Here is a 23,965-nt window from a genome sequence, read left to right on the forward strand (position 1 = left end):
AAGAGCAGGTGCGCGGCCATCCCCTCGCCGCCGGTGGCGGTGTTGACGACGACGCCCGCCAATCCTGCGCCGATCGCCGCGGAGGTCAGCTGGACGGTGTTGATGGCCGCGGAAGCCGCGCCGCCTTCGGCCGGGTCGGCGACCGACGCCATCGCGCGGGCCGACAGGTGCGGCCAGGCCATCCCGATCCCGATGCCGGCGACGAGCAGCGCGACCGCCCACAGCGCGGCGGTGCCGGCCGACCCGTCGCCGCGCCGGGCCACCGCCCCCAATGCCAGGCCGGACGCGGCCACCAGCGGCGCCACCATGACCACCCACCCGATGGTTCGTGGGTTCTCCAGCGATGCGCTGACGATCTCGCTGACCGTCCAGCCGAGGGCGAGCGCCGCCCCCAGGAACCCGGCCGCGATCGGCGTCAGATGGGCCAGCCGCTGCCCGAACAGCGGCACGTAGGTGTTCACCATCGCCGCGCCCATCAGCACGCCCATGGTCAGGTAGATCCACTTCAGCGGCCCGGGCGAGAACACGCTGGGCGGCAGGATGGCCGCGTGCATGCGCCAGTCGACGATCACGAACACGCCCACCAGCACGATGCCGGCCGCAAGCAGCCCGAACGTCGCGACGGTGTTGTGCGGAATCTGCGCGACGCTGACGGCCAGCGCGGCCACGCCGATGATCAGCAGCGACCAGACCGGCACCTTCATCCTCGGGATGCCGGTCGTCGGGCTGACCCGGGCCAGCGCGACCGGCACCAACAGGGCCATCAGCACGGTCAGGACGGCCATCGCGACGAACGCCCAGCGCCAGATGCCGAACTGCGCGAACAGGCCGCCCGTCGTGGGCCCGACCACGGTGGCCACGCCCCACATCGCCGACACCAGCGCGGAGCCCCGCGTCCACAACCAGCGGGGCAGGGCGGAGTTGATGACCGCGTAACCCAGCCCGGCCAGCAAGCCGCCGGCCACCCCCTGCATCGCCCGGCCAGCAATCAAAACATGCATGGTCGGGGCGGCGGCGCAGACCAGGCTGGCGACGCCGAACACCACAAGGCCCAGCATGTATGACGAACGCGCGCCGATGCGCAGCAGCATCGGATTGACCATCGTCGCCGCGACCACCGACCCGACGAGATACAGGGTTGTCACCCACGCGTAGAGCCGGCTGCCGCCGATTTCCGCGATGGTGTTGGGCAACAAGCTGGTGGTCAGGAACTCGTTGGTGGCGTAGAGCGCTACCCCGCCGGCCAGCAGGATGGACGTCCTCAGATACCTCGGGCCCAGCAGCTCACGCCAGCCGCCGGTGATAGTCGCCGCGTCGGTCACTCCTCCACCGTATGGGGTGCCGCGGCGACAACAGCCGCAGATCGGTTGCCAGCAAACTCATTTCAGGCCGGCGGCGTCCATCCCCCGCAGTTCCTTTTTCAGGTCGGCGATCTCGTCGCGGAACCGGGCCGCCAGCTCGAATTGCAGGTCGCGCGCGGCGGCCATCATCTGCGCGGTCAGGTCCTTGATCAGGTCGGCCAGTTCGGCGCGCGGCATGCTGGCCGTGTCGCGGCCCTCGAACACCCCGGCGCTGACGGCGCGACCGGGCTCGCCCTGCGCCCGCCGGCCACGGGACGCGTTGCGGCCCGACCCGCCGATCTCCACGGTCTCGCTGTCGTCGGCCTCGCGGTAGACCTGGTCGAGGATGTCGGCGATCTTCTTGCGCAGCGGCTGCGGGTCGATGCCGTGCTCCTCGTTGTACGCGACCTGCTTGGCCCGACGCCGTTCGGTCTCGTCGATGGCCTCTTTCATCGAGTCGGTGATGGTGTCGGCGTACATGTGCACCTCACCGGAGACGTTGCGGGCGGCGCGGCCGATGGTTTGAATCAAGCTGCGCGATGACCGCAGGAAGCCCTCCTTATCGGCGTCCAGGATCGCCACGAGCGACACCTCGGGCAGGTCCAGCCCCTCGCGCAGCAGGTTGATGCCGACCAGCACGTCGTATTCGCCCAGCCGCAGCTGACGCAGCAGCTCGACCCGGCGCAACGTGTCGACCTCGGAGTGCAGGTAGCGCACCCGGATGCCCATCTCCAGCAGGTAGTCGGTGAGGTCCTCGGCCATCTTCTTGGTCAGCGTGGTCACCAGCACCCGCTCGTCGGCCTCGGTGCGCTTGCGGATTTCGCCGATCAGGTCGTCGATCTGGCCCTTGGTCGGCTTGACGACGACCTTCGGGTCGACCAGGCCGGTGGGCCGGATCACCTGCTCGACGAACTCGCCACCGGACTGGCTGAGCTCGTAGGGACCGGGGGTGGCCGACAGGTACACCGTCTGCCCGATCCGGTCGGCGAACTCCTCCCAGGTCAGCGGGCGGTTGTCGCACGCCGACGGCAGCCGGAAGCCGTATTCGACCAGGTTGCGTTTGCGCGACATGTCGCCCTCGTACATCCCGCCGATCTGCGGGACGGTGACGTGCGATTCGTCGATGACCAGCAGGAAGTCTTCCGGGAAGTAGTCCAGCAGCGTGGCCGGCGGTGAGCCCGGGCCCCGGCCATCGATGTGCCTTGAGTAGTTTTCGATGCCCGAGCAGAAGCCGACCTGGCGCATCATCTCGATGTCGTAGTTGGTGCGCATCCGCAACCGCTGCGCCTCGAGCAGCTTGCCCTGGCCCTCCAGCTCGGCCAGCCGCTCGGCCAGCTCGGCTTCGATCGTCGAGATCGCCATCGCCATCCGCTCCGGGCCGGCGACGTAGTGGGTGGCCGGGAAGATCCGCAGCGAGTCGACCTGGCGGATGACGTCACCCGTCAGGGGGTGCAGGTAGTACAGCGCCTCGATCTCGTCGCCGAAGAATTCGATGCGCACCGCCAGCTCTTCATAGGACGGGATGATCTCCACCGTGTCGCCGCGCACCCGGAACGAGCCGCGGGTGAACGACAGGTCGTTGCGGGTGTACTGGACGTCGACCAGCAACCGCAGCAGACCGTCCCGCGGCACCTCGTTGCCGACCCGCAGCTCGACCGAGCGGTCCAGATACGACTGCGGGGTGCCCAGGCCGTAGATGCAGGACACCGACGCCACCACGACCACGTCGCGGCGCGACAGCAGCGACGACGTCGCGGAGTGCCGCAGCCGTTCCACGTCGTCGTTGATCGAGCTGTCCTTCTCGATGTAGGTGTCGGTCTGCGCGATGTACGCCTCGGGCTGGTAGTAGTCGTAGTACGAGACGAAGTATTCAACAGCGTTGTGCGGCAACATCTCTCGCAGCTCGTTAGCCAGCTGCGCGGCCAGCGTCTTGTTGGGCGCCATCACCAGGGTGGGCCGCTGCAGCCGCTCGATGAGCCAGGCGGTGGTCGCCGACTTGCCGGTGCCGGTGGCGCCGAGCAGCACGACGTCGCGCTCTCCCGCCCTGATCCGGCGTTCCAGCTCCTCGATGGCGGCCGGCTGATCCCCGGCGGGTTGGTGTGGGCTGACGACCTCGAAGCGGCCGCCGACGCGCACCAACCCCTCCACGGCCTCTTCGGCCGGGCGGTACTCCGAATGCGCTACTACGGGATGTTCCGTGGCGAATGCCATGCCATCAGGGTAGAACCGATCACCGACAAGTGCCGTGGCGGTGGTTTTACCAGGTCGGCGGGGCGCCTTCGCCACATCCGTCACGTCCATACCTGTCCGGAAGGACAACGCTTACCCCAAACGTGCCAGCGCATGCGCTAGCGAGTTTGAAACTCACGTCGTGGTACCTGGAGACCGACCCGCCCCGCGAGACCGACTACCCCGCCGGACGCGTCCAGGTCCGGGTGACCGGATCGCATTGCAGCAGATAACCGTCGCTGGACGTGCTCATGGCGAACACCGAGGTGCCCGGCCGGTCGCAGGAGCTGCCCGCGGCGTGCACGCCCATCGTGATCGGCGCCTTGGCCCAGCTGCTGCCCTCGCAGACGATCTGCTCGTTGTTGGTCGGGTCGTAGGCCACCTTGCCGACGTCGCTGCACAACCCGCCGAGCACCGGCGGCGCCGGTGCCGACGCGGTGGTCGAGGTGTTGATGACCTGGGTGGGATCGCCCAGCGCCACCTTCGCGGGCGCATCGCCCGCCCGGGTGGCCACCACCGGCACCCGCACCACCGCTCCCTGGGCCCCGCATTCGTTGCTGAGTACCGTCTCGGTCTCCGTGCCGCGCAGCGTGCCGTCCGCCTGCGGCGCCAGCGACCAGGCGACGGTTTCCTGCTGGGTGGCCCGCACCTGACCGTTGGGCTGGGTGCAGCCCACCCGCTGCTGCACGGGCGCACCCTGCCAGTAGCCGCCCACGAAGCGCAGGGTGTCGGTCTGTCCGCCATCGGTGGTGTTGGCCACCTGGTGAGTGGCGTCGTCCAGCTGGGTGCCGGTGGCCGCACATCCGTTGGTGGTGCACACCGACCGGAAGGCCCACCAGTTGGTGGCGGCGCCGTCGTGCCGGATCGAGATGCCGTTGGTGGTGCGCTTGGCCTGGTCGTAGGCCAGCCGATAGGTCCCGCTGAGCACGGGTCCGCCCGCGGTGGGCGCGGCACTCGCGGCCGGCACCGACGGCTTGGAGGCGAGCGCCGGGTTGCTCGGCGGCGGGCCGGGCTGGAAGGAGTAGAGGATCGACCAGGTCGCCGCGACGGCGATCAGTACCGCACACACCAGCGCGGCCGCCCATCGGGTTTTCGACGAAAAACGGTGGCCCAGAACGGCAATGACGCCGGCGGGACCGCGCCGGCGATGCTCCGTCGCCACCACGGCGCGGGGCGCGACGCCACGGCCGAACTCGGAGGCGGCCCCGGACGACTCGCCGACGGCGGTGGCCAACGCGCGGCACCGGTCGAACCTGTCCTCGGGGCGCTTGGCGAGGGCCCGGGCGAACACCTCGTCGAGCTCGGCGAGGTCGGGGCGAAAATCGCTGAGCCGCGGCGGTTCCTGATGCAGGTGCTGGCTGATCACCGCGATCGGGTTGGAATGCTGAAACGGCGGCGCCCCGGTGAGCAGGTGGAAAGCCGTTGCGGCCAAAGCGTATTGATCGGCCCGGCCGTCGATGGGTGAACCCGTCAGCTGCTCGGGCGCGGCGTACGCCACGGTTCCGACGGCGACGTTGGTCTCGGTGATCCCGCTGATGTCACCCAGGTGGCGCGCGACCCCGAAGTCCGCCAACAGGATTCGGCGCTCCCCCGCCTCGGGGTGGGTGAGCAGGATGTTGGCCGGCTTGACGTCGCGGTGCAGCAGTCCACGGTCGTGGGCGTAGTCCAGCGCGCCCGCCACCGCTTGCACGATGGCGCACACCTCGTGAATGGGCATCCCCTCGGCGTAGTTCTCCTTGACCAGCCGGGAGGCGTCGGTGCCCTCGACGTAGTCCATCGAAATCCACAGGTGCCCGTTGAATTCGCCCCGGTCGTGCACACCCACGATGTGCGGGTGCCACAGCGTCGCGGCGAGATCGGCCTCGCGATTGAATCTTTCGCGAAACTCGGGGTCGGCGGTCACCGCCTCAGCGAGGACCTTGATCACGTCGCGGCGGGGCAGCCGGGGATGCAACGCCAGGTAGACCTCGGCCATGCCGCCCGCACCGAGCTGCCGCAAAATCGTGTAGCCGGCGAACGATGCGCCGTTGCCCACCGCCAGGCGCTGCCCGCTGGACTCGTTGAGTTGTTGGGCGGCCACGGGTTCCGCGTTCGGGGCCGAATCGACCGGTGGTATCCGGCGGAACAGCTGGCCGATCGGCATGGCGGGCAACGAGTGAAACCCCGCGCGCAACGCCGCACGGGCTTGTCGCGGGTTGCTCAACAGCCGCCGTCCGGCGCCGATGCGCCGAGTAGTTCCCTTGTGCTCGTTCATCAATGCCCTGCCCCCTCGTTTTCCGGCACCGCCCCCTGGTGTCGCCGCGCTGTGCTGCGGATCGCAGCACCCTGGGCGTGCGCATCGCGATTGGGCCCTCTGCGTCTCGTCGCTTGCCGGCACCACAGTGTGCTCGACGCGCGCGGACGCAACCCTTATTGCACCCCTCCCGTTCGAATAATGCCGCACGCCAGTAGGCGATTCGTCTCAGCAGGCTATGAAAGGGCTATGAGTGGCCGAATCGAGACAAAGGGAAGTCACAGGTGGCTCCAATAGAGCGCACTGCCAACGCTGGCCGATACTTGAGTGGTGACTCGACCCGCCCCGCCCATTCTGACAATTCGGCACGACGGGTCCCAACGATCCTTCGCGGCGGGCCACGAGGTGGTCGTCGGGCGCGACGTGCAGGCCGATGTGCGCATCGCCGATCCGCGGATTTCGCGCGCGCATCTGATCGTGCGGTTCGACCAAGGCCGTTGGCTGGCAATCGACAACGGCTCGCTGAACGGCACCTACCTCAACGGCTACCGGATGCCGGTGGTCGATATTCACGACGGGCAGAGCATTCACATCGGCAACCCCCAGGGGCCGCGCCTGACCTTTGCGATCGGGCCCCAGCAGGGTCATGCCGGCCAGCCGCCGCGGCCCAGGCCGAGTCACGACTCCGGGCCGCCGACGCTGGCATGGACTGCGCTTGCCGAGCAAACGAATCCGACGCATCCGCCGCGGCCCCCACAGGGCCGAACCGGCGGCCAGAACAGGGGTCCCGCTCGCGGCGGCCCGCAGGGCGCGCCGTCGCGCCCGGTGCCACCCCGGCAGCCGGCGAGGCCGCCGAACGCACCCCCGCGACAGCCGACGGTGCCGCCTCGCCAGGTGCCACCGCCCCGCGTGCCGCCGGCACCGGCGCCGCGCGGCGTACCGCCCGAGGAGCGGACCGTCATCGACCCGGGCTCACCGGCAAGGCTGCAGGTCAGCCCGCCCGCCGCGGGCGAAACCGAGGCGCCACCACAGCCATCCGCAACGCCCGCAGCGGAATTCACCGTGATCGACGCCAAGACGGCCGACGTGTCGAACCTGGCGACCCGTTTTGTGAAATTGCTCTCGCCGCGCGCGTCCTCGGCGGCGGGCACCGCCGGCGCCATGACGATCGGCCGCGCCCCCGAGAACGACATCGTCGTCTCCGACGTGTTGGCGTCGCGCCAGCATGCCACCCTGGTTCCCACCCAGCTGGGCACGGAGATCCGCGACAACAGCGTCAACGGGACGTTCGTCAACGGCACCAGGGTCGGGTCGGCCATCCTGTCGCAGGACGACATCGTCACCATCGGCAACGTCGACCTGGTGTTCCGCGACGGCACCCTGACCGAACGCGGCGGCGCCGCCACCCGCACCGGCGGCCTCGAGGTGCGCGACGTCTCCTACGTCGTCGACAACGGCAAGCAGTTGCTCGACGACATCTCGCTGACCGCGCGCCCCGGGACGCTGACCGCCGTGATCGGCGGTTCGGGCGCCGGCAAGAGCACACTGGCCCGGCTCATCGCCGGTTACACCACCCCGACGTCGGGCTCAGTCACGTTCGAGGGACACAACATTCACGCCGAGTACGCATCGCTGCGCAGCAGGATCGGCATCGTTCCCCAAGACGACGTGGTGCATCGCCAGCTGACCATCAACCAGGCGCTGGGCTACGCCGCCGAGCTGCGGCTGCCGCCCGACACCAGCAAGAGAGACCGCGCGAACGTCGTCGCCCAGGTGCTCGAGGAACTCGACCTGACCAAGCACGCCGACACCCGCGTCGAAAAGCTGTCCGGCGGGCAGCGCAAGCGCGCCTCGGTGGCGCTCGAACTGCTGACCGGCCCGTCGCTGCTGATCCTCGACGAGCCGACCTCGGGGCTGGACCCCGCGCTGGACCTGCAGGTCATGACGATGCTGCGCCAGTTGGCCGATGCCGGCCGGGTGGTGCTGGTGGTGACACACTCGCTGTCCTACCTCGACGTCTGCGACCAGGTGCTGCTGATGGCCCCGGGCGGCAAGACCGCCTACTGCGGCGCGCCCGACCAGATCGGTGGGGCGATGGGCACCACCAACTGGGCGAAGATCTTCACCCAGGTCGGCGCCGACCCCGACGAGGCCAACCGCCGCTTCCTGGAACAGAACGAGGCCCAGAAGCGGCCGCAGCGGTACCTGCCCGACAAGACCGACGAGCCGAGCAGCCTCGGGGAACCGGTTCACACCAGCGTGCGCCGTCAGATCTCGACGATCGCCCGGCGGCAGGTGCGCCTGGTGATCGCCGACCGCGCCTACTTCGTGTTCCTGGCGCTGCTGCCGTTCATTTTGGGCTCGCTGTCGCTGACCGTGCCGGGCAGCAACGGATTTCACGCACCCGCGCCGAACGCGGGGACACCGGACGAAGCCGCGCAGATACTGGCCCTGCTGATGCCGGCCGCGGCATTCATGGGCACCGCCTTGACAATTCGCGACCTGGTCGGCGAGCGCGCCATCTTCCAGCGTGAGCAGGCGGTGGGCTTGTCGACCACCGCCTACCTGCTGGCCAAGAGCGCGGTGTTCTGCGGGTTCGCGGTATTGCAGTCGGCGATCGTCACGGCGATCGTGGTGGTCGGCAAGAGCGCCCCGACGCGCGGCGCGGTGCTGTTCGGCCACTCGACCGTCGGGGCCACCGTCGAACTGTTCGCCACCGTCGCGGCGACGTGCGTCGCCTCGGCCATTCTGGGCCTGGCGATTTCGTCGCTGGTGCGCTCCAGCGAGCAGATCATGCCGCTGTTCGTGGTGGCCGTGATGGCGCAGCTGGTGCTGTGCGGCGGGATGGTGCCGGTGACCGGCCGCCTCGGGTTGAACCAGCTGTCGTGGGCGATGCCGGCGCGCTGGGGCTACGCCGCGGCATCGTCGACGGTGGACCTGCGTCACCTGGTGCCCGACACCCTGCTGTCGCAGGATCGGTTCTGGCAGCACACGCCGAAGATCTGGCTGCTCGACATGGGCATGCTGGCCGCGCTGTCGATCTTCTACGCCGGGTTCGTGCGATGGAAGATCCGGTTGCGCCGGTAACGAGGCGGCCCGGCGGCGGTAGGGTGACACCATTCACCCGCCGAAGCACGAGACGTTCGACCTGGTGGCCCGCACGAACACCGATCCCAAGGGCATCGTGCGGACCGTCGACGAATATGCCGTGCACCCGTGGGGCCTCTACATCGCCCGGCCCACCCCCGGTCGCGCGCAGTTCCATTACCTCGAGTCGTGGCTGCTGCCGTCGTTGGGGTTGCGCGCCACGGTGTTTCATTTCAATCCTGGGCATGAACGGGACCTGGACGTCTACCTGGATGTGGGCGAATACCTGCCCGGCCCCACCGCGTGGCATTCCGAAGATCACTACCTGGACATCGAGGTCCGCACCGGGATCGGGGCGGAACTCACCGATGTCGACGAACTGCTCGACGCCGTCCGCCACGGCCTGCTCACCCCCGAGGTCGCCGCGCAGGCGGTGCAGCGGGCGGTGACCGCCGTCGACGGGCTGGCCCGCAACAGCTATGACCTGTCGCGCTGGCTGGCGCACCACGGCATGCAGTTGACCTGGCGCGGGCGCGCCGCGTCGCCGGACCACGTGTCATGACGGACTTCGCCGGTCTGCCTCGCGCGGTGCGCGCGGCGCTGCACGAGGAACCCGTGCCGGACTGGCGGCCGCCGACGCTGGCCACGCTCACCGAGGATCGGTTCTCCGATCCGCACTGGATCTTCGAGCGCAAGTTCGACGGCATGCGTTGCCTGGCGTTTCGCGACGGCGACCGGTTGCGGCTGTTGTCGCGGAATCGTCAGCCGCTCAACGGAACCTACCCCGAGCTGGTGGATGCGCTCGCCGGCCAGCGCACCACTCGCTTCGTCGTGGACGGCGAGGTGGTGGCGTTCGAGGGCCGCCGGACCAGCTTCACCCGGCTGCAGGGCCGGCTGGGCATCACCGACCCCGAGCTGGCCCGCGCATCCCCGGTGCGCGTCTTCTACTACGTTTTCGACCTGCTGCATCTCGACGGCCAATCCACCGTCGAGGTGCCGCTGCTCTGGCGTAAAAGGTTGCTGCGCAAGGCAATCGACTTCGCCGACCCGCTGCGCTACGCCCCGCACCGGGTCGAAGACGGCATCGCCGCCTACCAGGCGGCGTGCGGGCGCGGCGACGAAGGGGTGATCGCCAGGCTGGCCGACTCCCCCTACGACGGCGGTCGCTCACGCGCCTGGCTGAAGTTCAAATGCGTGCGCGACCAGGAATTCGTGGTCGGCGGCTACACCGGCCCGAAGGGCAGCCGGGTGGAGTTAGGCGCGTTGCTGCTGGGGTATTACCACGGCGATGAGTTGCGCTATGCCGGCAAGGTGGGCACCGGTTTCGACGACGCCACGCTGCACCGCTTGCACGACCGGTTGTCGACGCTCGCGCAAGACCAATCGCCCTTCGCCCGGGGGTCGGTGCGCGAGGCCGGCGCGCATTGGGTTCGCCCCGAGATGGTGGTCGAGATCGGATTCACCGAGTGGACTCGCGACGGAAAGCTCCGCCACCCGCGCTATCTCGGCATGCGCACCGACAAGGACCCGACCGAGGTGGTCAGGGAGACACGCTGATGTGGTGGCCGCATGCCTGAACTGCCTGACGTGGAAGGGTTTCGGCGGCAACTGGCCGCCGCACTGCCGGGACGGCGGATCCGGCACGTGCAGGTGCACGATCCCGGGGTGCTGCGCAACGTGACCGCGAAGGCGCTGGCCGGCCGGTTGACCGGGCACCGCTTCGCCGATCCGCGCCGGCACGGCAAGTGGCTCGTGCTGCCCACCGATGGGTCGACGCTGCTGATTCACAGCGGGATGACCGGCCGCCCGTACTACGCCGCCGACGGCGCCGCCCATGACCCCTACGAGCGACTGACCGTCGCGCTGGACGAGGGCGAACTGCGCTATGCCGACCTGCGCAAATTGCGCGGGGTGTGGCTGGCCGACGATCCGCACGACATCGCGCATGTCACCGGCCCACAGGGCCCCGATGCGCTGGGCCTGCGCCTGCGGGAGTTCCGCGACGCGCTGGCCGCGCGATCGGCCAGGTCGCGACAGCTCAAGCCCACGCTGATGGACCAGTCGGTGATCGCCGGGCTCGGCAACCTGCTGGCCGACGAGATCTGTTGGCGGGCCAGACTTCGGCCCACCCTTCCGATCAGGGAGCTGGACGACGACGACGTGCAGGGCCTGCATGGCGCGATGACTCGGGTGCTGCGGACCGCGGTGCGCCATGGCCGGGTGCCGGGCCTGCCGCGCTGGCTGACCGGGGTGCGTGACGAACCGGACCCGCACTGCCCACGCTGCGGCACCCGGCTGGAACGTGGCCGGGTGGGCGGCCGCACGACGCTGTGGTGTCCGCGCTGCCAGCCGTAGGGCAATCGATGTGGCCCCCCGATCAGGCTGGTTGTAATGTCAGCCGCTATGAGCTGCCAGGCCCGCGGGCTGCTGCCGATCGCCGCCGTGACCGCCCTCGCCGTGTTGAATCCTGCGGTCGCACGGGCGGATCTGCACAACATCACCTATCGGGCCAGGATCGACGGCGTCACGACCGGGAGCCAGGCCACCTTCGTGATCAACGGCGGTCAGACGAACACGGCCGGGCTTAGCTCGGTGCCCGGCAACGCATTCGAGGCCGACACGGTGTTGCCCGACCCGCAGCAGGCCGGCATGCGCATCGTGGTGCGCTTCCCGTATGCGGCGAACGTGCACTGCGAAATCGACGTGGACGACAACGTTTTCGTCCAGTCCGACCAGATGGTCAGACCGGTCGCGGGCAACGCCGATCCCATGAACGGGGCGCTGCAGTGCGGCGCACCCTTGCCCTAGATTCGCCTCAGGGCTTCCAGCCCGTCGAGTCGGCCCACTCCCAGGCCCGCCGGTAGGCGTCGAGGAACCACGGCTCTTTAGCGGCGACATAGCGCAGGATGTCTCCGCCACCAGTGCTGTCGGCTCCGCGTTTTACGGTCAGATACTCGGCGCGCACAGCGGGATTGGCTTTGAGCCAGTCCCGGAACAGCAAGGCGAATTGCTGATTGGGCCGGCCGTCGACCCGGATGTGCACATTGGTCGGCCGCCCGGGATCGGCCGAAGCATGAACTTTCTTGTGCCACAACGCCTCGTGGTCGCTGTGGTCGTATCGCGCTACGGTGCTGCGCGCGTCGGGTTTGGGGAAATCTTGAGTGATGTGCTTGGGGCGCGGATAACCGGCCGCAAGTAACGGCTCGGCGAGTTCGTCGGCTTCGGCAAGGGATTCGACGGTGATCTGAATGTCGATGACATCCTTGGCCGGAAAGTCGGGCACGGCCGTCGACCCGATGTGATCGACGCGCAACGCCCGGTGACCGCAGGCCGTCTTGAGGCGGTTGACGATCCGTTGCGCCTGGTCCGGCCAGGTCGGGTCCGGTGGCACCAACCGCGCTGGTGCGCGCGCGTACTGCCGTTGGCTCAGGTTGTGGGCGAACGGCACGATGCGGTGGTCCCACAACTGCTGGGCGCGCTGCACCAAGTCTTCCGGGCTGCCCGAGTTGTCCAGCCAGATGTCGGCGACCGCGCGGCGCTGCTCGTCGCTGGCCTGCGCGGCGATCCTCGCCCGCGCATCCTCCTCGGCCATCCCGCGCTGATCGACCAGCCGCCGCAGCCGCACCTCGACATCGGCGTACACGATGACGACGAGCGGGAACAGCGGAGCCATCCCGGATTCCACCAGCAGCGGAATGTCCTCGACCACAACGGAATCCTCGGGCACCGACGCGATGATCTCCGAACGGCGATTGCCCACCAGGGGGTGGACAATCCCGTTCAGCGTCTTGCGTGCCTCGTCATCACGGAAAGCCTTGGCGGCCAACGCCGGACGATCCAGCGATCCGTCCGCGAGCAGGATGTCGCTGCCGAACGCCTCGACCAGCGCGGCCAGGCCTTCGGTGCCGGGCTCGACCACCTCGCGCGCGATGACGTCGCCGTCGACGATGACGGCACCGCAGCGCGCGAACGTGGACGACAGCGCCGACTTGCCGGCGCCGATGCCACCGGTCAGCCCGATCCGCAGCATGGCGTGGTCGCCGACGGCGTCACGCGTTGCCGGCGAGTTTCTCCCGCAGCGCCGCCAATTGGGCGTCGCTGGCCAGCGAACCGCCCGCCTTCTCCTCCCGCGCACCGTTGCCCGGCGACTGCTCGGCGTGCCCGGCGGCCTCGGCAGCGGCGAACTTCTCCATCTGCGCGGTGTGCATCTTGTGCCGCCGCTCGGCCTCGGCGTAGCGGGCCTCCCACTCGGCGCGCTGCTTCTCGAATCCCTCGAGCCATTCGTTGGTCTCGGAATCGAAGCCCTCGGGGAAGATGTAGTTGCCCTGCTCGTCGTAGCTGTCGGCCATGCCGTACTTCGCCGGGTCGAACTCTTCGGTGTAGTCCTCGTTGGCCTGCTTGAGCGACAACGAGATTCGGCGGCGCTCCAGGTCGATGTCGATGACCTTGACCATCGCGTCGTCGCCGACCGCGACCACCTGGTCGGGGACCTCCACGTGGCGCTCGGCCAGCTCGGAGATGTGCACCAGGCCCTCGATGCCCTCCTCGACGCGCACGAACGCACCGAACGGAACCAGCTTGGTGACCTTGCCGGGCACGATCTGGCCGATGGCGTGGGTGCGGGCGAAGTGGCGCCACGGGTCTTCTTGAGTCGCCTTCAGCGACAACGAAACCCGCTCGCGATCCATGTCGACGTCGAGCACCTCGACGGTGACCTCGTCGCCGACCTGGACGACCTCGGACGGGTGGTCGATGTGCTTCCAGCTCAACTCGGAGACGTGCACCAGGCCGTCCACCCCACCGAGGTCGACGAATGCACCGAAGTTGACGATCGAGGAGACGACACCCTTGCGGATGGCGCCCTTCTGCAGCTGGTTGAGGAACTCGCTGCGCACCTCGGACTGGGTCTGCTCGAGCCACGCGCGGCGGCTCAGCACCACGTTGTTGCGGTTCTTGTCCAGCTCGATGATCTTGGCCTCGATCTCCTTGCCGATGTACGGCTGCAGATCGCGGACGCGACGCATCTCCACCAGTGAGGCGGGCAGGAAGCCACGCAGCCCGATGTCGAGGATCAGGCCACCCTTGACCACCTCGATGACGGTGCCCTTGACGGCCTCGTCCTTCTCCTTGAGCGCCTCGATGGTGCCCCAGGCGCGCTCGTACTGCGCGCGCTTCTTGGACAGGATCAGGCGACCTTCTTTGTCCTCCTTGGTGAGGACCAGGGCTTCGACCTCATCACCGACGGAAACGACCTCGTTGGGGTCGACATCGTGCTTGATGGAGAGTTCGCGGGCGGGGATGACCCCTTCGGTCTTGTAGCCGATATCGAGGAGCACCTCGTCCCGGTCCACTTTGACGATCGTGCCCTCGACGATGTCGCCATCGTTGAAGTACTTGATCGTTTTGTCTATTGCGGCGAGAAAATCCTCGCTCGAGCCAATGTCGTTGACGGCTACTTGCGGCGAGGTGACGGCGGGACTCGGCATATTGTTGGGTTGCTCCGGACAGGTTTGGTCGTAGGGACAATTCAGGATTTACCTGTCGAGGCTACTCGACTGGGCACATGCTGGCCAAACCCAGCGCGGTTGACGGCGGCCGAACGGATGTCGCGAAGTGACGCCACGGCGAATTGTCAGCCGATTTTCCGCCATCGCCTCGCATTCGGCGGCCGATCAAGCAGCGATTACACCCCTCGGAAGCTTCGTTCGCCGCGCTAGTGCGCCGCGGCGTCCCACGAACGGCCGTAACCCACCGACACCTCCAGCGGGACGTCGAGGGGGTAGGCGCCGCCCATCTTTTCGCGCGCCAGCGCTTCCAGCTGTTCCCGCTCGCCGGGCGCGACCTCGAAAAGCAGCTCGTCGTGCACCTGCAGCAGGATCCGGGAAGACAGCCCGGCGGCTTTGATCGCCTTGTCGACCTCGAGCATCGCCACCTTGATGATGTCGGCCGCGCTGCCCTGAATGGGCGCGTTGAGCGCGGCCCGCTCGGCGGCCTCGCGCACCTGGCGGTTGCTGCTGTCCAGTTCGGGCAGGTAGCGACGGCGGCCGAAGACCGTCGATGTGTAGCCGTCCTTGCGGGCCTGTTCGACGACGTCCATCAGGTAGTCGCGCACCCCGCCGAACCGGGCGAAGTACTGCTCCATCTGATCTTTGGCTTCTTCGGTGGAGATCTTGAGCTGGGCGGACAGACCGTAGGCGCTCAGGCCGTAGGCCAGGCCGTAGGACATCGCCTTGACGCGGCGGCGCAGCTCCGCGGTGACCTCCTCGATCGGGACGCCGAACGCCCGCGACGCGACGAAGGAGTGCAGGTCCTCCCCCGTGTTGAACGCCTCGATGAGGCCCTCGTCCTTGGACAGGTGGGCCATGATCCGCATCTCGATCTGGCTGTAGTCGGCCGTCATCAGCTCGCTGTAGCCCTCGCCGACGACGAACGCGTCGCGGATCCGCCGGCCCGCCTCGGTGCGGATCGGGATGTTCTGCAGATTCGGCTCCGTCGACGACAACCTGCCCGTCGCGGCGATGGTCTGGTTGAACGTGGTGTGGATGCGGCCGTCCGAGGCCACCGAGTTCAGCAACCCGTCGACGGTGACTTTGAGCCGGGTGGCATCGCGGTGGGCCAGCAGATGCTGCAGGAACGGATGGCCGGTCTTGTCGAACAGCGACTGCAACGCGTCCGCGTCGGTGGTGTATCCGGTCTTGGTGCGCTTGGTCTTCGGCATCTCCAGCTCGTCGAAGAGCACCGTCTGCAACTGCTTGGGCGAGCCCAGATTGATCTGTTTGCCGATCACCGCGTACGCCGCCTCGGCCGCATCCCTGATCTGGTGGGCGAAATCGCTTTGCAGCTCTTGCAGCAGGTCCAAATCGACTGCGATGCCGGCGTTTTCCATCCCGGCCAGCACGGCCTGCACCGGCAGCTCCATGCCGCTCAACAGCGAGGTGGAGTTGATTCGGGCCAGCTCTTCGTCGAGCGCCTCGGCCAGATCCAGCACCGCCACGGCGCGCAGGATCAGCGTCTGCACCGCCTGGTCGTCGACGCCCTCGTCATCGTCGAGCAACGAAAGTTGTTGCTGTTCAGGGTTTTCGGCGCGCAGCTCGCGACGCAGGTAGCGCAGCGAGAGGTCGTCGAGGGAGAAGCTGCGCTGCCCGGGGCGCACCAGGTAGGCGGCCAGCGCGGTGTCGGAGGTGACGCCGGCCAGCGTCCAGCCCCGCCCGGCCAGGTCGTGCATCGCCAGCTTGGCCTCGTGCAGCGCCTTGGGCGGACCGGGGTCGGCCAGCCAAGACGCCAGTGCCGCTTCGTCTTCGGGATGCAGCGTCGCGGTGTTGATGTAGCGGCCCTCGCCGTCGGCGGACACGATGGCCAGGGCGGTGGCGTCGGCGTCGTAGGCCAGATGAGTCCCCACGACGGCCAGGCCGAACCGCTTGCCCGAGCTGTGCTCGGCCAGCCACACGGCCAGCTCGCCCGGTTCCAGCGCGCCGCCGCGCACGTCGAAGCCCTCGTCGACCTCGGGCTCCACCGCGGCCAGGGTTTCGAACAACCGGTCCCGCAGCACCCGGAATTCCAGGTCGTCGAAGAGCCGGTGAATCTGGTCGCGATCCCACGGTTGCAGCCGCAGCGTGTCCGGGGTCTGGGCCAGCGGCACGTCTTTGACCAGATCGGTCAGCTCGCGGTTGCGGATCACGCTGGGCAGATGCGCGCGCAGCGCGTCGCCGACCTTGCCGCGCACTGAGTCGACGTTGTCGACCAGCGCCTGCAGCGACCCGTACTCGCCGATCCATTTGGAGGCGGTCTTCTCCCCCACGCCGGGTATGCCGGGCAGGTTGTCACTGGGGTCACCGCGCAGGGCGGCGAAGTCGGGGTACTGCTGCGGCGTCAGCCCGTACTTTTCGACGACGGCGTCCGGGGTGAAGCGGGTCAACTCGCTGACCCCCTTGCGCGGATACAGCACGGTCACGTTGTCGCTGACCAACTGCAGCGAGTCGCGGTCGCCGGTGACCACCAGCACCCGGTAGCCCTCGCGCTCGGCCTGGGTGGCCAGCGTCGCGATGAGGTCGTCGGCCTCGAACCCCTCCTCGGCCAGCACCGTGATGCCCAACGCCGCAAGGACTTCCTTGGTGATGTCGATCTGACCGCGGAACTCGTCGGGCGTCGCGGACCGGTTGGCCTTGTACTCCGGATAGCGCTCGGAGCGAAACGTCTGACGGGAGACGTCGAACGCGGCGGCGATGTGGGTCGGGGCCTCGTCGCGCAGCAGGTTGATCAGCATGGCGGTGAAGCCGTAGACCGCGTTGGTGGTCAGCCCGCCGCGGGTTTTGAAGTTCTCGGCGGGCAGCGCGTAGAACGCCCGAAACGCCAGCGAGTTGCCGTCCAGCAGCATGAGCGTCGGCGTGGTCTGTTCCTCGCTGGCCTTCGGGGTGGTTTTCGTGGCGGGCACGGTCTCACTCTAGGCACCCGGTGTGACGAGGCAGGCGTCCCGACCGCGCCGGCGGCAGAACTGCAACACGTTTCAGTTTTGCGTTGGGGCTGGGTAGTCTGGCCGGGTGCCAGAGGTCACCAGTCCAGAACCCGCGATCGACGGATGGTTCGCCACCGATGACGCCGGAAACCCGCATCTGATCGGCAGCAAGTGCCCCGAGTGCGGCACCTATGTCTTCCCGCCGCGGGAGAACAACTGCCCCAACCCGGCCTGCGCCGGCGACACCTTGGAGTCCGTCGCCCTGTCGAACCGGGGAACGCTGTGGAGCTACACCGAGAACCGGTACCCGCCGCCCGCGCCCTACCCGGCGGCCGACCCGTTCGAGCCGTTCGCCATCGCCGCGGTCGAGCTGGCCGACGAGGGCATCATCGTGCTCGGCAAGGTCGTCGAGGGCACGCTGGCGGCCGATCTGAAGGTCGGCATGCAGATGGAGCTGACCACCATGACCTTGTTCACCGACGCCGACGGCGTGGCGCGCACCGTGCACGGTTGGAGGATCGCGAAATGAGCCCGGAACCGCTTTACATCCTGGGCGCCGGCATGCACCCCTGGGGCAAATGGGGCCGCGACTTCACCGAATACGGCGTGGTCGCCGCTCGCGCCGCGATGGCCGAGGCCGGGCTGGACTGGCGACAGATCCAGCTGGTCGCCGGCGCCGACACCATCCGCAACGGCTACCCCGGCTTCATCGCCGGGTCGACGTTCGCCCAGAAGCTGGGCTGGAACGGTGTGCCGGTCAGTTCCAGCTACGCCGCCTGCGCCAGCGGTTCGCAGGCCCTGCAGAGCGCCCGCGCCCACATCCTGGCCGGCTTCTGCGACGTCGCGCTGGTCATCGGCGCCGACACCACGCCCAAGGGCGCGTTCGCCCCCGTCGGCGGTGAGCGCAAGAACGACCCCGACTGGCAGCGTTTCCACCTGATCGGCGCGATGAACCCGGTGTACTTCGCGCTGCTCGCGCGCCGCCGGATGGACCTCTACGGCGCGACGTCCGAGGACTTCGCTGCGGTCAAGGTGAAGAACTCCCAGCACGGCCTGCAGAACCCGAATGCCCGCTACCGCAAGGAATCTTCGGTCGAGGACGTGCTGGCCAGCCCGGTGGTGTCCGACCCGCTGCGCCAGCTCGACATCTGCGCCACCTCCGACGGCGCCGCGGCGCTGATCGTGGCCAGCGCCGAGTTCGCCCGCAAGCACCTCGGCTCGCTCGAGGGCGTGCCGTCGGTGCGCGCGGTCAGCACGGTCACCCCGCAGTATCCCCAGCACCTTCCCGAATTGCCGGATATCGCAACGGATTCCACCGCCGCCGTGCCCGCACCCGGGCGGGTGTTCAAGGATCAGATCCTGGACGCGGCCTACGCCGAGGCGGGCATCGGCCCGGAGGACGTGAGCCTGGCCGAGGTCTACGACCTGTCCACCGCGCTGGAACTCGATTGGTACGAGCACCTGGGGCTGTGCGCCAAGGGCGAGGCGGAGCAGCTGCTGCGCAGCGGCGCGACCACGATCGGCGGCAGGGTCCCGGTCAACCCGTCGGGTGGGCTGGCGTGCTTCGGCGAGGCGATTCCCGCCCAGGCGATCGCTCAGGTCTGCGAGCTGACCTGGCAGCTGCGCGGTCAGGCCACCGGCCGGCAGGTGGAGAACGCGAAAGTGGGCGTCACCGCCAATCAGGGCCTGTTCGGCCACGGCTCGTCGGTGATCGTCGCCCGCTAACGGTTGCGGCCGTTTGCGGCCGTTTCGAGTGTGAAACAACGGCTTTCGGTGTGAAGCCACGGCGGCCGCCCTCGGCGTGTCGGCGCCCTCAGTTCACACCGAAAGCCGTGGGTTCACGCTCGACGGCCGGGGAAGCTACTCGTCAGAGCTGCCCAGGGTCTCCAGGACGACCTCGGCCACCCGCTTCATCGTGGTCCTGCGGTCCATGGCGGCCCGCTGAATCCACTTGAAGGCCTCGGGCTCGGTCATGCCCTGTTCGCTCTGGAGCAGCCCCTTGGCGCGCTCGACGAGCTTGCGGGTCTCCAGCCGGTCGGACAACGAGGCCACCTCGCGTTCGAGCTCGGCGATCTCACTGAAGCGGCTGACGGCCAGTTCGATGGCCGGGATGAGGTCGCTGATGGTGAACGGCTTGACCAGGTAGGCCATCGCGCCGGCGTCGCGCGCCCGCTCCACCAGGTCGCGCTGGCTGAAGGCGGTCAAGACGACGATCGGGGCGATCCGCTTGCTGGCGATCTCCGAGGCCGCGTCGATGCCGTCGCGGCGCGGCATCTTGACGTCCATGATCACCAGATCCGGCTGGTGGCGCTCGGCCAGCTCGACGGCTTCCTGCCCGTCGCCGGCCTCCCCGACAATCTCGTAACCCTCCTCTCGGAGCATCTCGGCGAGATCCATGCGGATGAGCGCTTCGTCTTCAGCGATCAGGACCCGGCGCGGCACAGCGGCGTCGGTGTCGGTCGTGGGGCCTGTCATGACGAATATTGTGTCGTGAACGCCTCAGACCAGCGACCTCGGGGGCGGTGAGACGGGTGAGCACTCCTGATCCTCTATGGTGGGAGGCTGCCTCTAAGGTAAGAGGCCGCACGCCCTCGTATCCCAACTGGCAGAGGAAACGGATTCAAAACCCGTCCAGTGTGAGTTCGAATCTCACCGAGGGCACACAAGCGTTCGGCACCTTCGAGCGGGACCGCCGACAGGCCTACAGCCCTTTTCCGGTACCGCAGTGGAGTATTGCGGCATTCGCGCGTACAAGCGGTCTGCCAATTCGCCTAAAAACATTCCAATGGTATGTGCTCGGTCCCGCTTTTTAATAAATTGCACGCATTAATACGTAATTCGGCGCATTCCGGGAAAGCCGCGAATACGCGCTCATTTGAATTCATTCGAATCTGGGCTACCACTGGAGCGTGTTCTGCGGACCTGTGGCGCGCGGCGTCGACACACATCGGCGCCTCCCGGCCGTCACCCCGCTACCGGTGCCGACGACCGACCAAGCCGCCGCGCGCGTGCGGTCGCATGATCGAGCAAGCGACCAAACGGCAAGTGCGCCAGATCAATCGCCGATTGAGCGGGTTACGCACATCTGGCCCGAGGCCGACACGTCCGCTCCCGGCGAGTAGTTACCGATGGAATCGGTGGCGACCCGCAGTAGCCAACTGGGCTCGCTGCACGCGGCGCTACAGCCCTGCATCAAAAACGCGGTGGAAACCAGGATTGAGGCAAGAACAAACCTCTTGAGACCCGCCATGCGGCACCCCTTAGTCGAGGCGATCACGTGTCCATAAGCCCTGTCAAACACGTGTTAAATAAGCCGAACCAATGACTCCTAAACCCGATTACAACCCGATAACAAGAACTGTTATCAGACTCAGAAACTTACGGGGGCGAAAACCAGGATTTTCTTTCAAGACGGCCGCCGAGGGCGCTGCTCAGCGGTTAGGCTGGCACCCGTGGCGGCCAAGAAGTGTGGTGCCCCACCAAGATGCCCAGACGGCTCGTCGGGGCGCCCGGACTGCGTGGCCGCGGCGCGCGCTCAGTCGCGCGCCCGCAGTCAGCACTACGCCGACAGCGCCGCGCGTGAATTCCGCGTGCTCTCGATCGCGGCCTGGCTCGCCGTCGTGGTCTGCACCACCTTCGTGGTACTGCAGGTGGTCACCGGCGCCTGGATTTGGCAGATCGTCCTCGTCAACGTCGTCTCGGCGTTGATCTTCGCGAGCGTGCCGTGGCTGCACCGGTTCGGTGAACTGGTTGCACCGCTGACCTTCATCGGTACGGCCTACGTCACGGTCGCCGCCACCTGTTGGGACTCGGGCACCGCATCGGGCGGCCAATTCTTCTTGGTGGTGGGCGTCTGCCTGGTGGTGCTGGTGCTGGGGCTGGACCACATCGTGCTGGCCGCCATCGTGGCGGCCATCGCCGCCGCCCTGATCATCGCCCTGGAATTTCTCGTTCCCCGCGACACCGGCCTGGTGCCGGCCTGGGCGCAGTCGATGATGTTCGTCGTCACCATCATCTCCGCCTGCGTCATGGTGTTCATCACCGTGTGGTACGCGCTGCGCGATACCCAGCGCGCCGAGTCGGTGATGGAATCCGAATACCAGCGCTCGGAAGCGCTGCTGGCCAACATGTTGCCGGGCAGCATCGCCGAGCGTCTCAAGAGCGCCGACCGAAACGTCATCGCTGACAAGTACGACGAGGCCTCCGTGCTGTTCGCCGACATCGTCGGCTTCACCGAGCGCGCCAGCAGCACGGCGCCGGCGGACCTGGTGCAGTTCCTGGACCGGCTCTACGGCGCCTTCGACGAGTTGGTGGACAAACACGGCCTGGAGAAGATCAAGGTCAGCGGGGACTCCTACATGGTGGTCAGCGGCGTGCCGCGGGCGCGGCCGGATCACGCCTTCGCCCTGGCGGATTTCGCTCTCGATATGGCCAATGTTGCTGCGACACTGCGTGATCCGCATGGCCAGGCCGTCCCGCTGCGGATGGGCATGGCCTGCGGACCCGTCGTGGCCGGCGTCGTGGGTTCGCGCCGGTTCTTCTACGACGTGTGGGGCGACGCCGTCAACGTCGCCTCGCGGATGGAATCCACCGATTCGGTGGGCCGCATCCAAGTGCCCCAGGCGATGTACGAGCGTCTGAAAAACGAGTTCGTTCTGCAAGAGCGCGGCCGCATCGAGATCAAGGGCAAGGGCGTTATGCGCACGTGGTATCTAATCGGGCGCAAGGCAGGCGAAGAACCCACCGACCTGCGTGCCGAGGATCCACGCACCGTTCACGTCTGACCAAAGTCCCTGTACCACGACGCACGTTTGTGCCAGACTGCGGCCATGACTATCTCCCCTGGCTCTCCTGGAACCCGCCCCGTTCCAAGCTTGCTGCCGCATCTGTGGAAATCCGCTCTGCTGTCGGGAATTCTGTCTCTTGTCCTCGGTGTCCTGGTGCTGGCGTGGCCGGGAATTTCCATCCTGGTCGCCGCCGTCGCCTTCGGCGTTTATCTGCTGATTACCGGTGTCGCGCAGGTCGTCTTCGCCTTCTCGCTTCATGTCTCGGCGGGCAGCCGGATCCTGCTGTTCATCAGCGGCGCAGCGTCATTGATCTTGGCGTTACTGGCATTCCGTCATTTCGGTCAGGGCTACGCAATCCTGCTGTTGGCCATCTGGATTGGCGTCGGGTTCATCTTCCGCGGAGTCGCCACAACGGTTTCGGCCATCAGCGACCCGCACCTGCCGGGGCGGGGCTGGAACATCTTCGTCGGCGTGATCAGCCTGCTCGCCGGCATCGTCGTGCTGGCGTCCCCGTTCCAATCCATCGTCACCCTGGCGATCGTGGTCGGTGCGTGGTTCGTCGTCATCGGCGTCTTCGAGATCATTTCGTCGTTCGGAATCCGCAAGGCCTCCAGGACCCTCGCCAGCTGAGCAGGGCCGCCGGTGGCGGCGGCCCTACTCGTCTACTACACTCTGTCGTAGCCGTTTGGATCGGGCCTCCGCAGTTTCGGGAGATGACAGATGAATGTCGTCGATATTTCGCGGTGGCAGTTCGGTATCACTACCGTCTACCACTTCATCTTCGTGCCGCTCACCATCGGCCTGGCGCCGCTGATCGCCATCATGCAGACGGTCTGGGTGGCCACCGGTAACACCGCCTGGTACCGGCTGACCAAGTTCTTCGGCAAGCTGTTCCTGATCAACTTCGCCATCGGCGTGGCGACCGGGATCGTCCAGGAATTCCAGTTCGGCATGAACTGGTCGGAGTACTCGAAGTTCGTCGGCGACATCTTCGGCGCGCCACTGGCGATGGAGGGGTTGTTCGCCTTCTTCTTCGAGTCCACGTTCATCGGGTTGTGGATCTTCGGCTGGAGCCGGCTGCCGAAACTGATCCACCTGGCCTGCATCTGGATCGTCGCGTTCGGCGTCAACGCGTCGGCGTTCTTCATCATCGCGGCGAACTCGTTCATGCAGCACCCGGTCGGCGCCCACTACAACCCCGCGACGCGCCGCGCCGAACTGGACGACATCTTCGCCCTGCTGTCCAACAACACTGCGCAGGCGGCGTTTTCGCACACCGTTACCGGCGCGCTGTTGGTCGCGGGCACCTTCGTCGCCGCGGTGAGCGCATGGTGGATGGTGCGCTCGCGCAGGCCCGGTTCCACCACGCCCGAGGCACAAGCCGGGGCGCGCACCATGTTTCGCCCCGCGGCCATCCTCGGATGCGGGGTCGTGCTCATCGCCACGGTCGGCTTGTTCTTCACCGGTGACCGGCAGGGCAAGCTGATGTTCGTCCAGCAGCCGATGAAGATGGCGTCCGCGGAAGCGTTGTGCCACACGCAAACCGACCCCGACTTCTCGGTGCTGACGATCGGAACGCACAACAACTGCGGCAGCGTCGCCGAGGTGATCAAGGTGCACTACGTCCTGCCGTTCCTGGCCGAAGGCAAGTTCAGCGGCGTGACGCTGCGCGGCGTGGACGAGCTGCAGCAGGAGTATCAGCAGCGCTTCGGCCCCGACGACTACCGGCCCAACCTGTTCGTCACCTACTGGTCCTTCCGGGCGATGATCGGGTTTTTGGCCATCCCGGTGTTGTTCGCCCTGACCGTGCTGTGGGTCACCCGCGGCCACCGGACAC

17 protein-coding genes and 1 tRNA gene are annotated in these 23,965 nt (G+C 67.6%); 11 read left to right on the plus strand and 7 right to left on the minus strand.

Annotation, left to right across the window (positions count from 1 at the left end; translation table 11 throughout):
- From A5646_RS27050 to A5646_RS27060, 3 genes are all read right to left on the minus strand, one after another.
- Nucleotides 1-1,322: MFS transporter (locus A5646_RS27050; protein ID WP_066866906.1), on the minus strand; the 1,322-nt coding region annotated here is incomplete at its 3' end.
- A gap of 57 nt (nt 1,323-1,379) precedes the next feature.
- A complete protein-coding gene (gene uvrB / locus A5646_RS27055; protein WP_066875913.1) occupies nt 1,380-3,551 on the minus strand; it encodes an excinuclease ABC subunit UvrB in 2,172 nt (723 codons plus the stop codon).
- 196 nt (nt 3,552-3,747) lie between these two features.
- Complete coding sequence (locus A5646_RS27060; RefSeq protein ID WP_067025569.1) at nt 3,748-5,823, minus strand: serine/threonine-protein kinase; 2,076 nt, start codon at nt 5,821-5,823, stop codon at nt 3,748-3,750.
- A gap of 306 nt (nt 5,824-6,129) precedes the next feature.
- Between A5646_RS27060 and A5646_RS27065 the strand changes: the two genes are divergently transcribed.
- The 5 genes from A5646_RS27065 to A5646_RS27085 all read left to right on the plus strand — a co-directional run bounded on the left by A5646_RS27065 (nt 6,130) and on the right by A5646_RS27085 (nt 11,697).
- Nucleotides 6,130-8,889 carry an FHA domain-containing protein gene (locus A5646_RS27065; protein WP_197505301.1) on the plus strand — a complete coding sequence of 920 codons (2,760 nt, stop codon included), beginning with the start codon at nt 6,130-6,132 and terminating at the stop codon, nt 8,887-8,889.
- A gap of 97 nt (nt 8,890-8,986) precedes the next feature.
- On the plus strand, nt 8,987-9,451 hold the full coding sequence (locus A5646_RS27070; protein WP_067025600.1) for a DUF402 domain-containing protein: 465 nt from the start codon (nt 8,987-8,989) through the stop codon (nt 9,449-9,451).
- Complete coding sequence (ligD, locus tag A5646_RS27075; protein ID WP_067025574.1) at nt 9,448-10,446, plus strand: non-homologous end-joining DNA ligase; 999 nt, start codon at nt 9,448-9,450, stop codon at nt 10,444-10,446. Before A5646_RS27070 ends, ligD begins: the two co-directional genes overlap by 4 nt.
- A 12-nt stretch (nt 10,447-10,458) precedes the next feature.
- On the plus strand, nt 10,459-11,244 hold the full coding sequence (locus A5646_RS27080; protein WP_067025577.1) for an Fpg/Nei family DNA glycosylase: 786 nt from the start codon (nt 10,459-10,461) through the stop codon (nt 11,242-11,244).
- A gap of 48 nt (nt 11,245-11,292) precedes the next feature.
- Nucleotides 11,293-11,697 carry a hypothetical protein gene (locus A5646_RS27085; RefSeq protein WP_067025579.1) on the plus strand — a complete coding sequence of 135 codons (405 nt, stop codon included), beginning with the start codon at nt 11,293-11,295 and terminating at the stop codon, nt 11,695-11,697.
- 7 nt (nt 11,698-11,704) lie between these two features.
- Here the strand turns inward: A5646_RS27085 and coaE are convergent, their stop codons facing one another.
- The 3 genes from coaE to polA form a co-directional block, all read right to left on the minus strand.
- Complete coding sequence (coaE, locus tag A5646_RS27090; protein ID WP_067025582.1) at nt 11,705-12,919, minus strand: dephospho-CoA kinase; 1,215 nt, start codon at nt 12,917-12,919, stop codon at nt 11,705-11,707.
- A 19-nt stretch (nt 12,920-12,938) separates the two neighbouring features.
- Nucleotides 12,939-14,375, minus strand: coding sequence for a 30S ribosomal protein S1 (gene rpsA / locus A5646_RS27095; protein ID WP_066866923.1), 1,437 nt, complete (start codon nt 14,373-14,375; stop codon nt 12,939-12,941).
- Nucleotides 14,376-14,602: 227 nt separating this feature from the next.
- On the minus strand, nt 14,603-17,263 hold the full coding sequence (gene polA, locus A5646_RS27100) for a DNA polymerase I (RefSeq protein WP_197505302.1): 2,661 nt from the start codon (nt 17,261-17,263) through the stop codon (nt 14,603-14,605).
- A gap of 163 nt (nt 17,264-17,426) precedes the next feature.
- On the opposite strand from polA, the gene A5646_RS27105 reads away from it, so the two are divergent.
- Nucleotides 17,427-17,870 (plus strand): Zn-ribbon domain-containing OB-fold protein, encoded by a 444-nt coding sequence (locus A5646_RS27105; RefSeq protein WP_067025589.1) that lies wholly within the window; start codon nt 17,427-17,429, stop codon nt 17,868-17,870.
- Nucleotides 17,867-19,066: a lipid-transfer protein gene (locus tag A5646_RS27110; protein WP_067025592.1), complete on the plus strand. Its 1,200-nt coding sequence runs from the start codon at nt 17,867-17,869 to the stop codon at nt 19,064-19,066. The genes A5646_RS27105 and A5646_RS27110 overlap by 4 nt, the downstream gene beginning before the upstream one ends.
- A 135-nt stretch (nt 19,067-19,201) precedes the next feature.
- Here A5646_RS27110 and A5646_RS27115 read toward each other — a convergent pair whose 3' ends face one another.
- Nucleotides 19,202-19,816, minus strand: a complete 615-nt coding sequence (locus A5646_RS27115) for an ANTAR domain-containing response regulator (RefSeq protein WP_066866931.1) — start codon at nt 19,814-19,816, stop codon at nt 19,202-19,204.
- Nucleotides 19,817-19,928: 112 nt separating this feature from the next.
- On the opposite strand from A5646_RS27115, the gene A5646_RS27120 reads away from it, so the two are divergent.
- The 4 genes from A5646_RS27120 to A5646_RS27140 form a co-directional block, all read left to right on the plus strand.
- A tRNA-Leu gene (locus A5646_RS27120) sits at nt 19,929-20,002 on the plus strand.
- Nucleotides 20,003-20,793: 791 nt separating this feature from the next.
- Nucleotides 20,794-22,125, plus strand: a complete 1,332-nt coding sequence (locus tag A5646_RS27130) for an adenylate/guanylate cyclase domain-containing protein (RefSeq protein ID WP_066866933.1) — start codon at nt 20,794-20,796, stop codon at nt 22,123-22,125.
- 27 nt (nt 22,126-22,152) lie between these two features.
- Nucleotides 22,153-22,758: an HdeD family acid-resistance protein gene (locus tag A5646_RS27135; RefSeq protein WP_369807003.1), complete on the plus strand. Its 606-nt coding sequence runs from the start codon at nt 22,153-22,155 to the stop codon at nt 22,756-22,758.
- 90 nt (nt 22,759-22,848) lie between these two features.
- Nucleotides 22,849-23,965, plus strand: a 1,117-nt coding sequence (locus A5646_RS27140; RefSeq protein WP_067025598.1) for a cytochrome ubiquinol oxidase subunit I, incomplete at its 3' end; no start/stop codon positions are given.

The organism is Mycobacterium sp. 1245499.0 (assembly GCF_001673615.1).
GTDB lineage: Bacteria > Actinomycetota > Actinomycetes > Mycobacteriales > Mycobacteriaceae > Mycobacterium > Mycobacterium europaeum_A.

What these genes read in the sequence shown, in the direction of transcription:
- uvrB (WP_066875913.1), bottom strand. Translation starts at nt 3,551, where the DNA reads ATGGCATTCGCCACGGAACATCCCGTAGTAGCGCATTCGGAGTACCGC.
- A5646_RS27060 (WP_067025569.1), bottom strand. Translation starts at nt 5,823, where the DNA reads ATGAACGAGCACAAGGGAACTACTCGGCGCATCGGCGCCGGACGGCGG.
- ligD (WP_067025574.1), top strand. Translation starts at nt 9,448, where the DNA reads ATGACGGACTTCGCCGGTCTGCCTCGCGCGGTGCGCGCGGCGCTGCAC.
- A5646_RS27080 (WP_067025577.1), top strand. Translation starts at nt 10,459, where the DNA reads ATGCCTGAACTGCCTGACGTGGAAGGGTTTCGGCGGCAACTGGCCGCC.
- A5646_RS27085 (WP_067025579.1), top strand. Translation starts at nt 11,293, where the DNA reads ATGAGCTGCCAGGCCCGCGGGCTGCTGCCGATCGCCGCCGTGACCGCC.
- coaE (WP_067025582.1), bottom strand. Translation starts at nt 12,919, where the DNA reads ATGCTGCGGATCGGGCTGACCGGTGGCATCGGCGCCGGCAAGTCGGCG.
- rpsA (WP_066866923.1), bottom strand. Translation starts at nt 14,375, where the DNA reads ATGCCGAGTCCCGCCGTCACCTCGCCGCAAGTAGCCGTCAACGACATT.
- polA (WP_197505302.1), bottom strand. Translation starts at nt 17,263, where the DNA reads ATGCTGCTGGACGGCAACTCGCTGGCGTTTCGGGCGTTCTACGCGCTG.
- A5646_RS27110 (WP_067025592.1), top strand. Translation starts at nt 17,867, where the DNA reads ATGAGCCCGGAACCGCTTTACATCCTGGGCGCCGGCATGCACCCCTGG.
- A5646_RS27115 (WP_066866931.1), bottom strand. Translation starts at nt 19,816, where the DNA reads ATGACAGGCCCCACGACCGACACCGACGCCGCTGTGCCGCGCCGGGTC.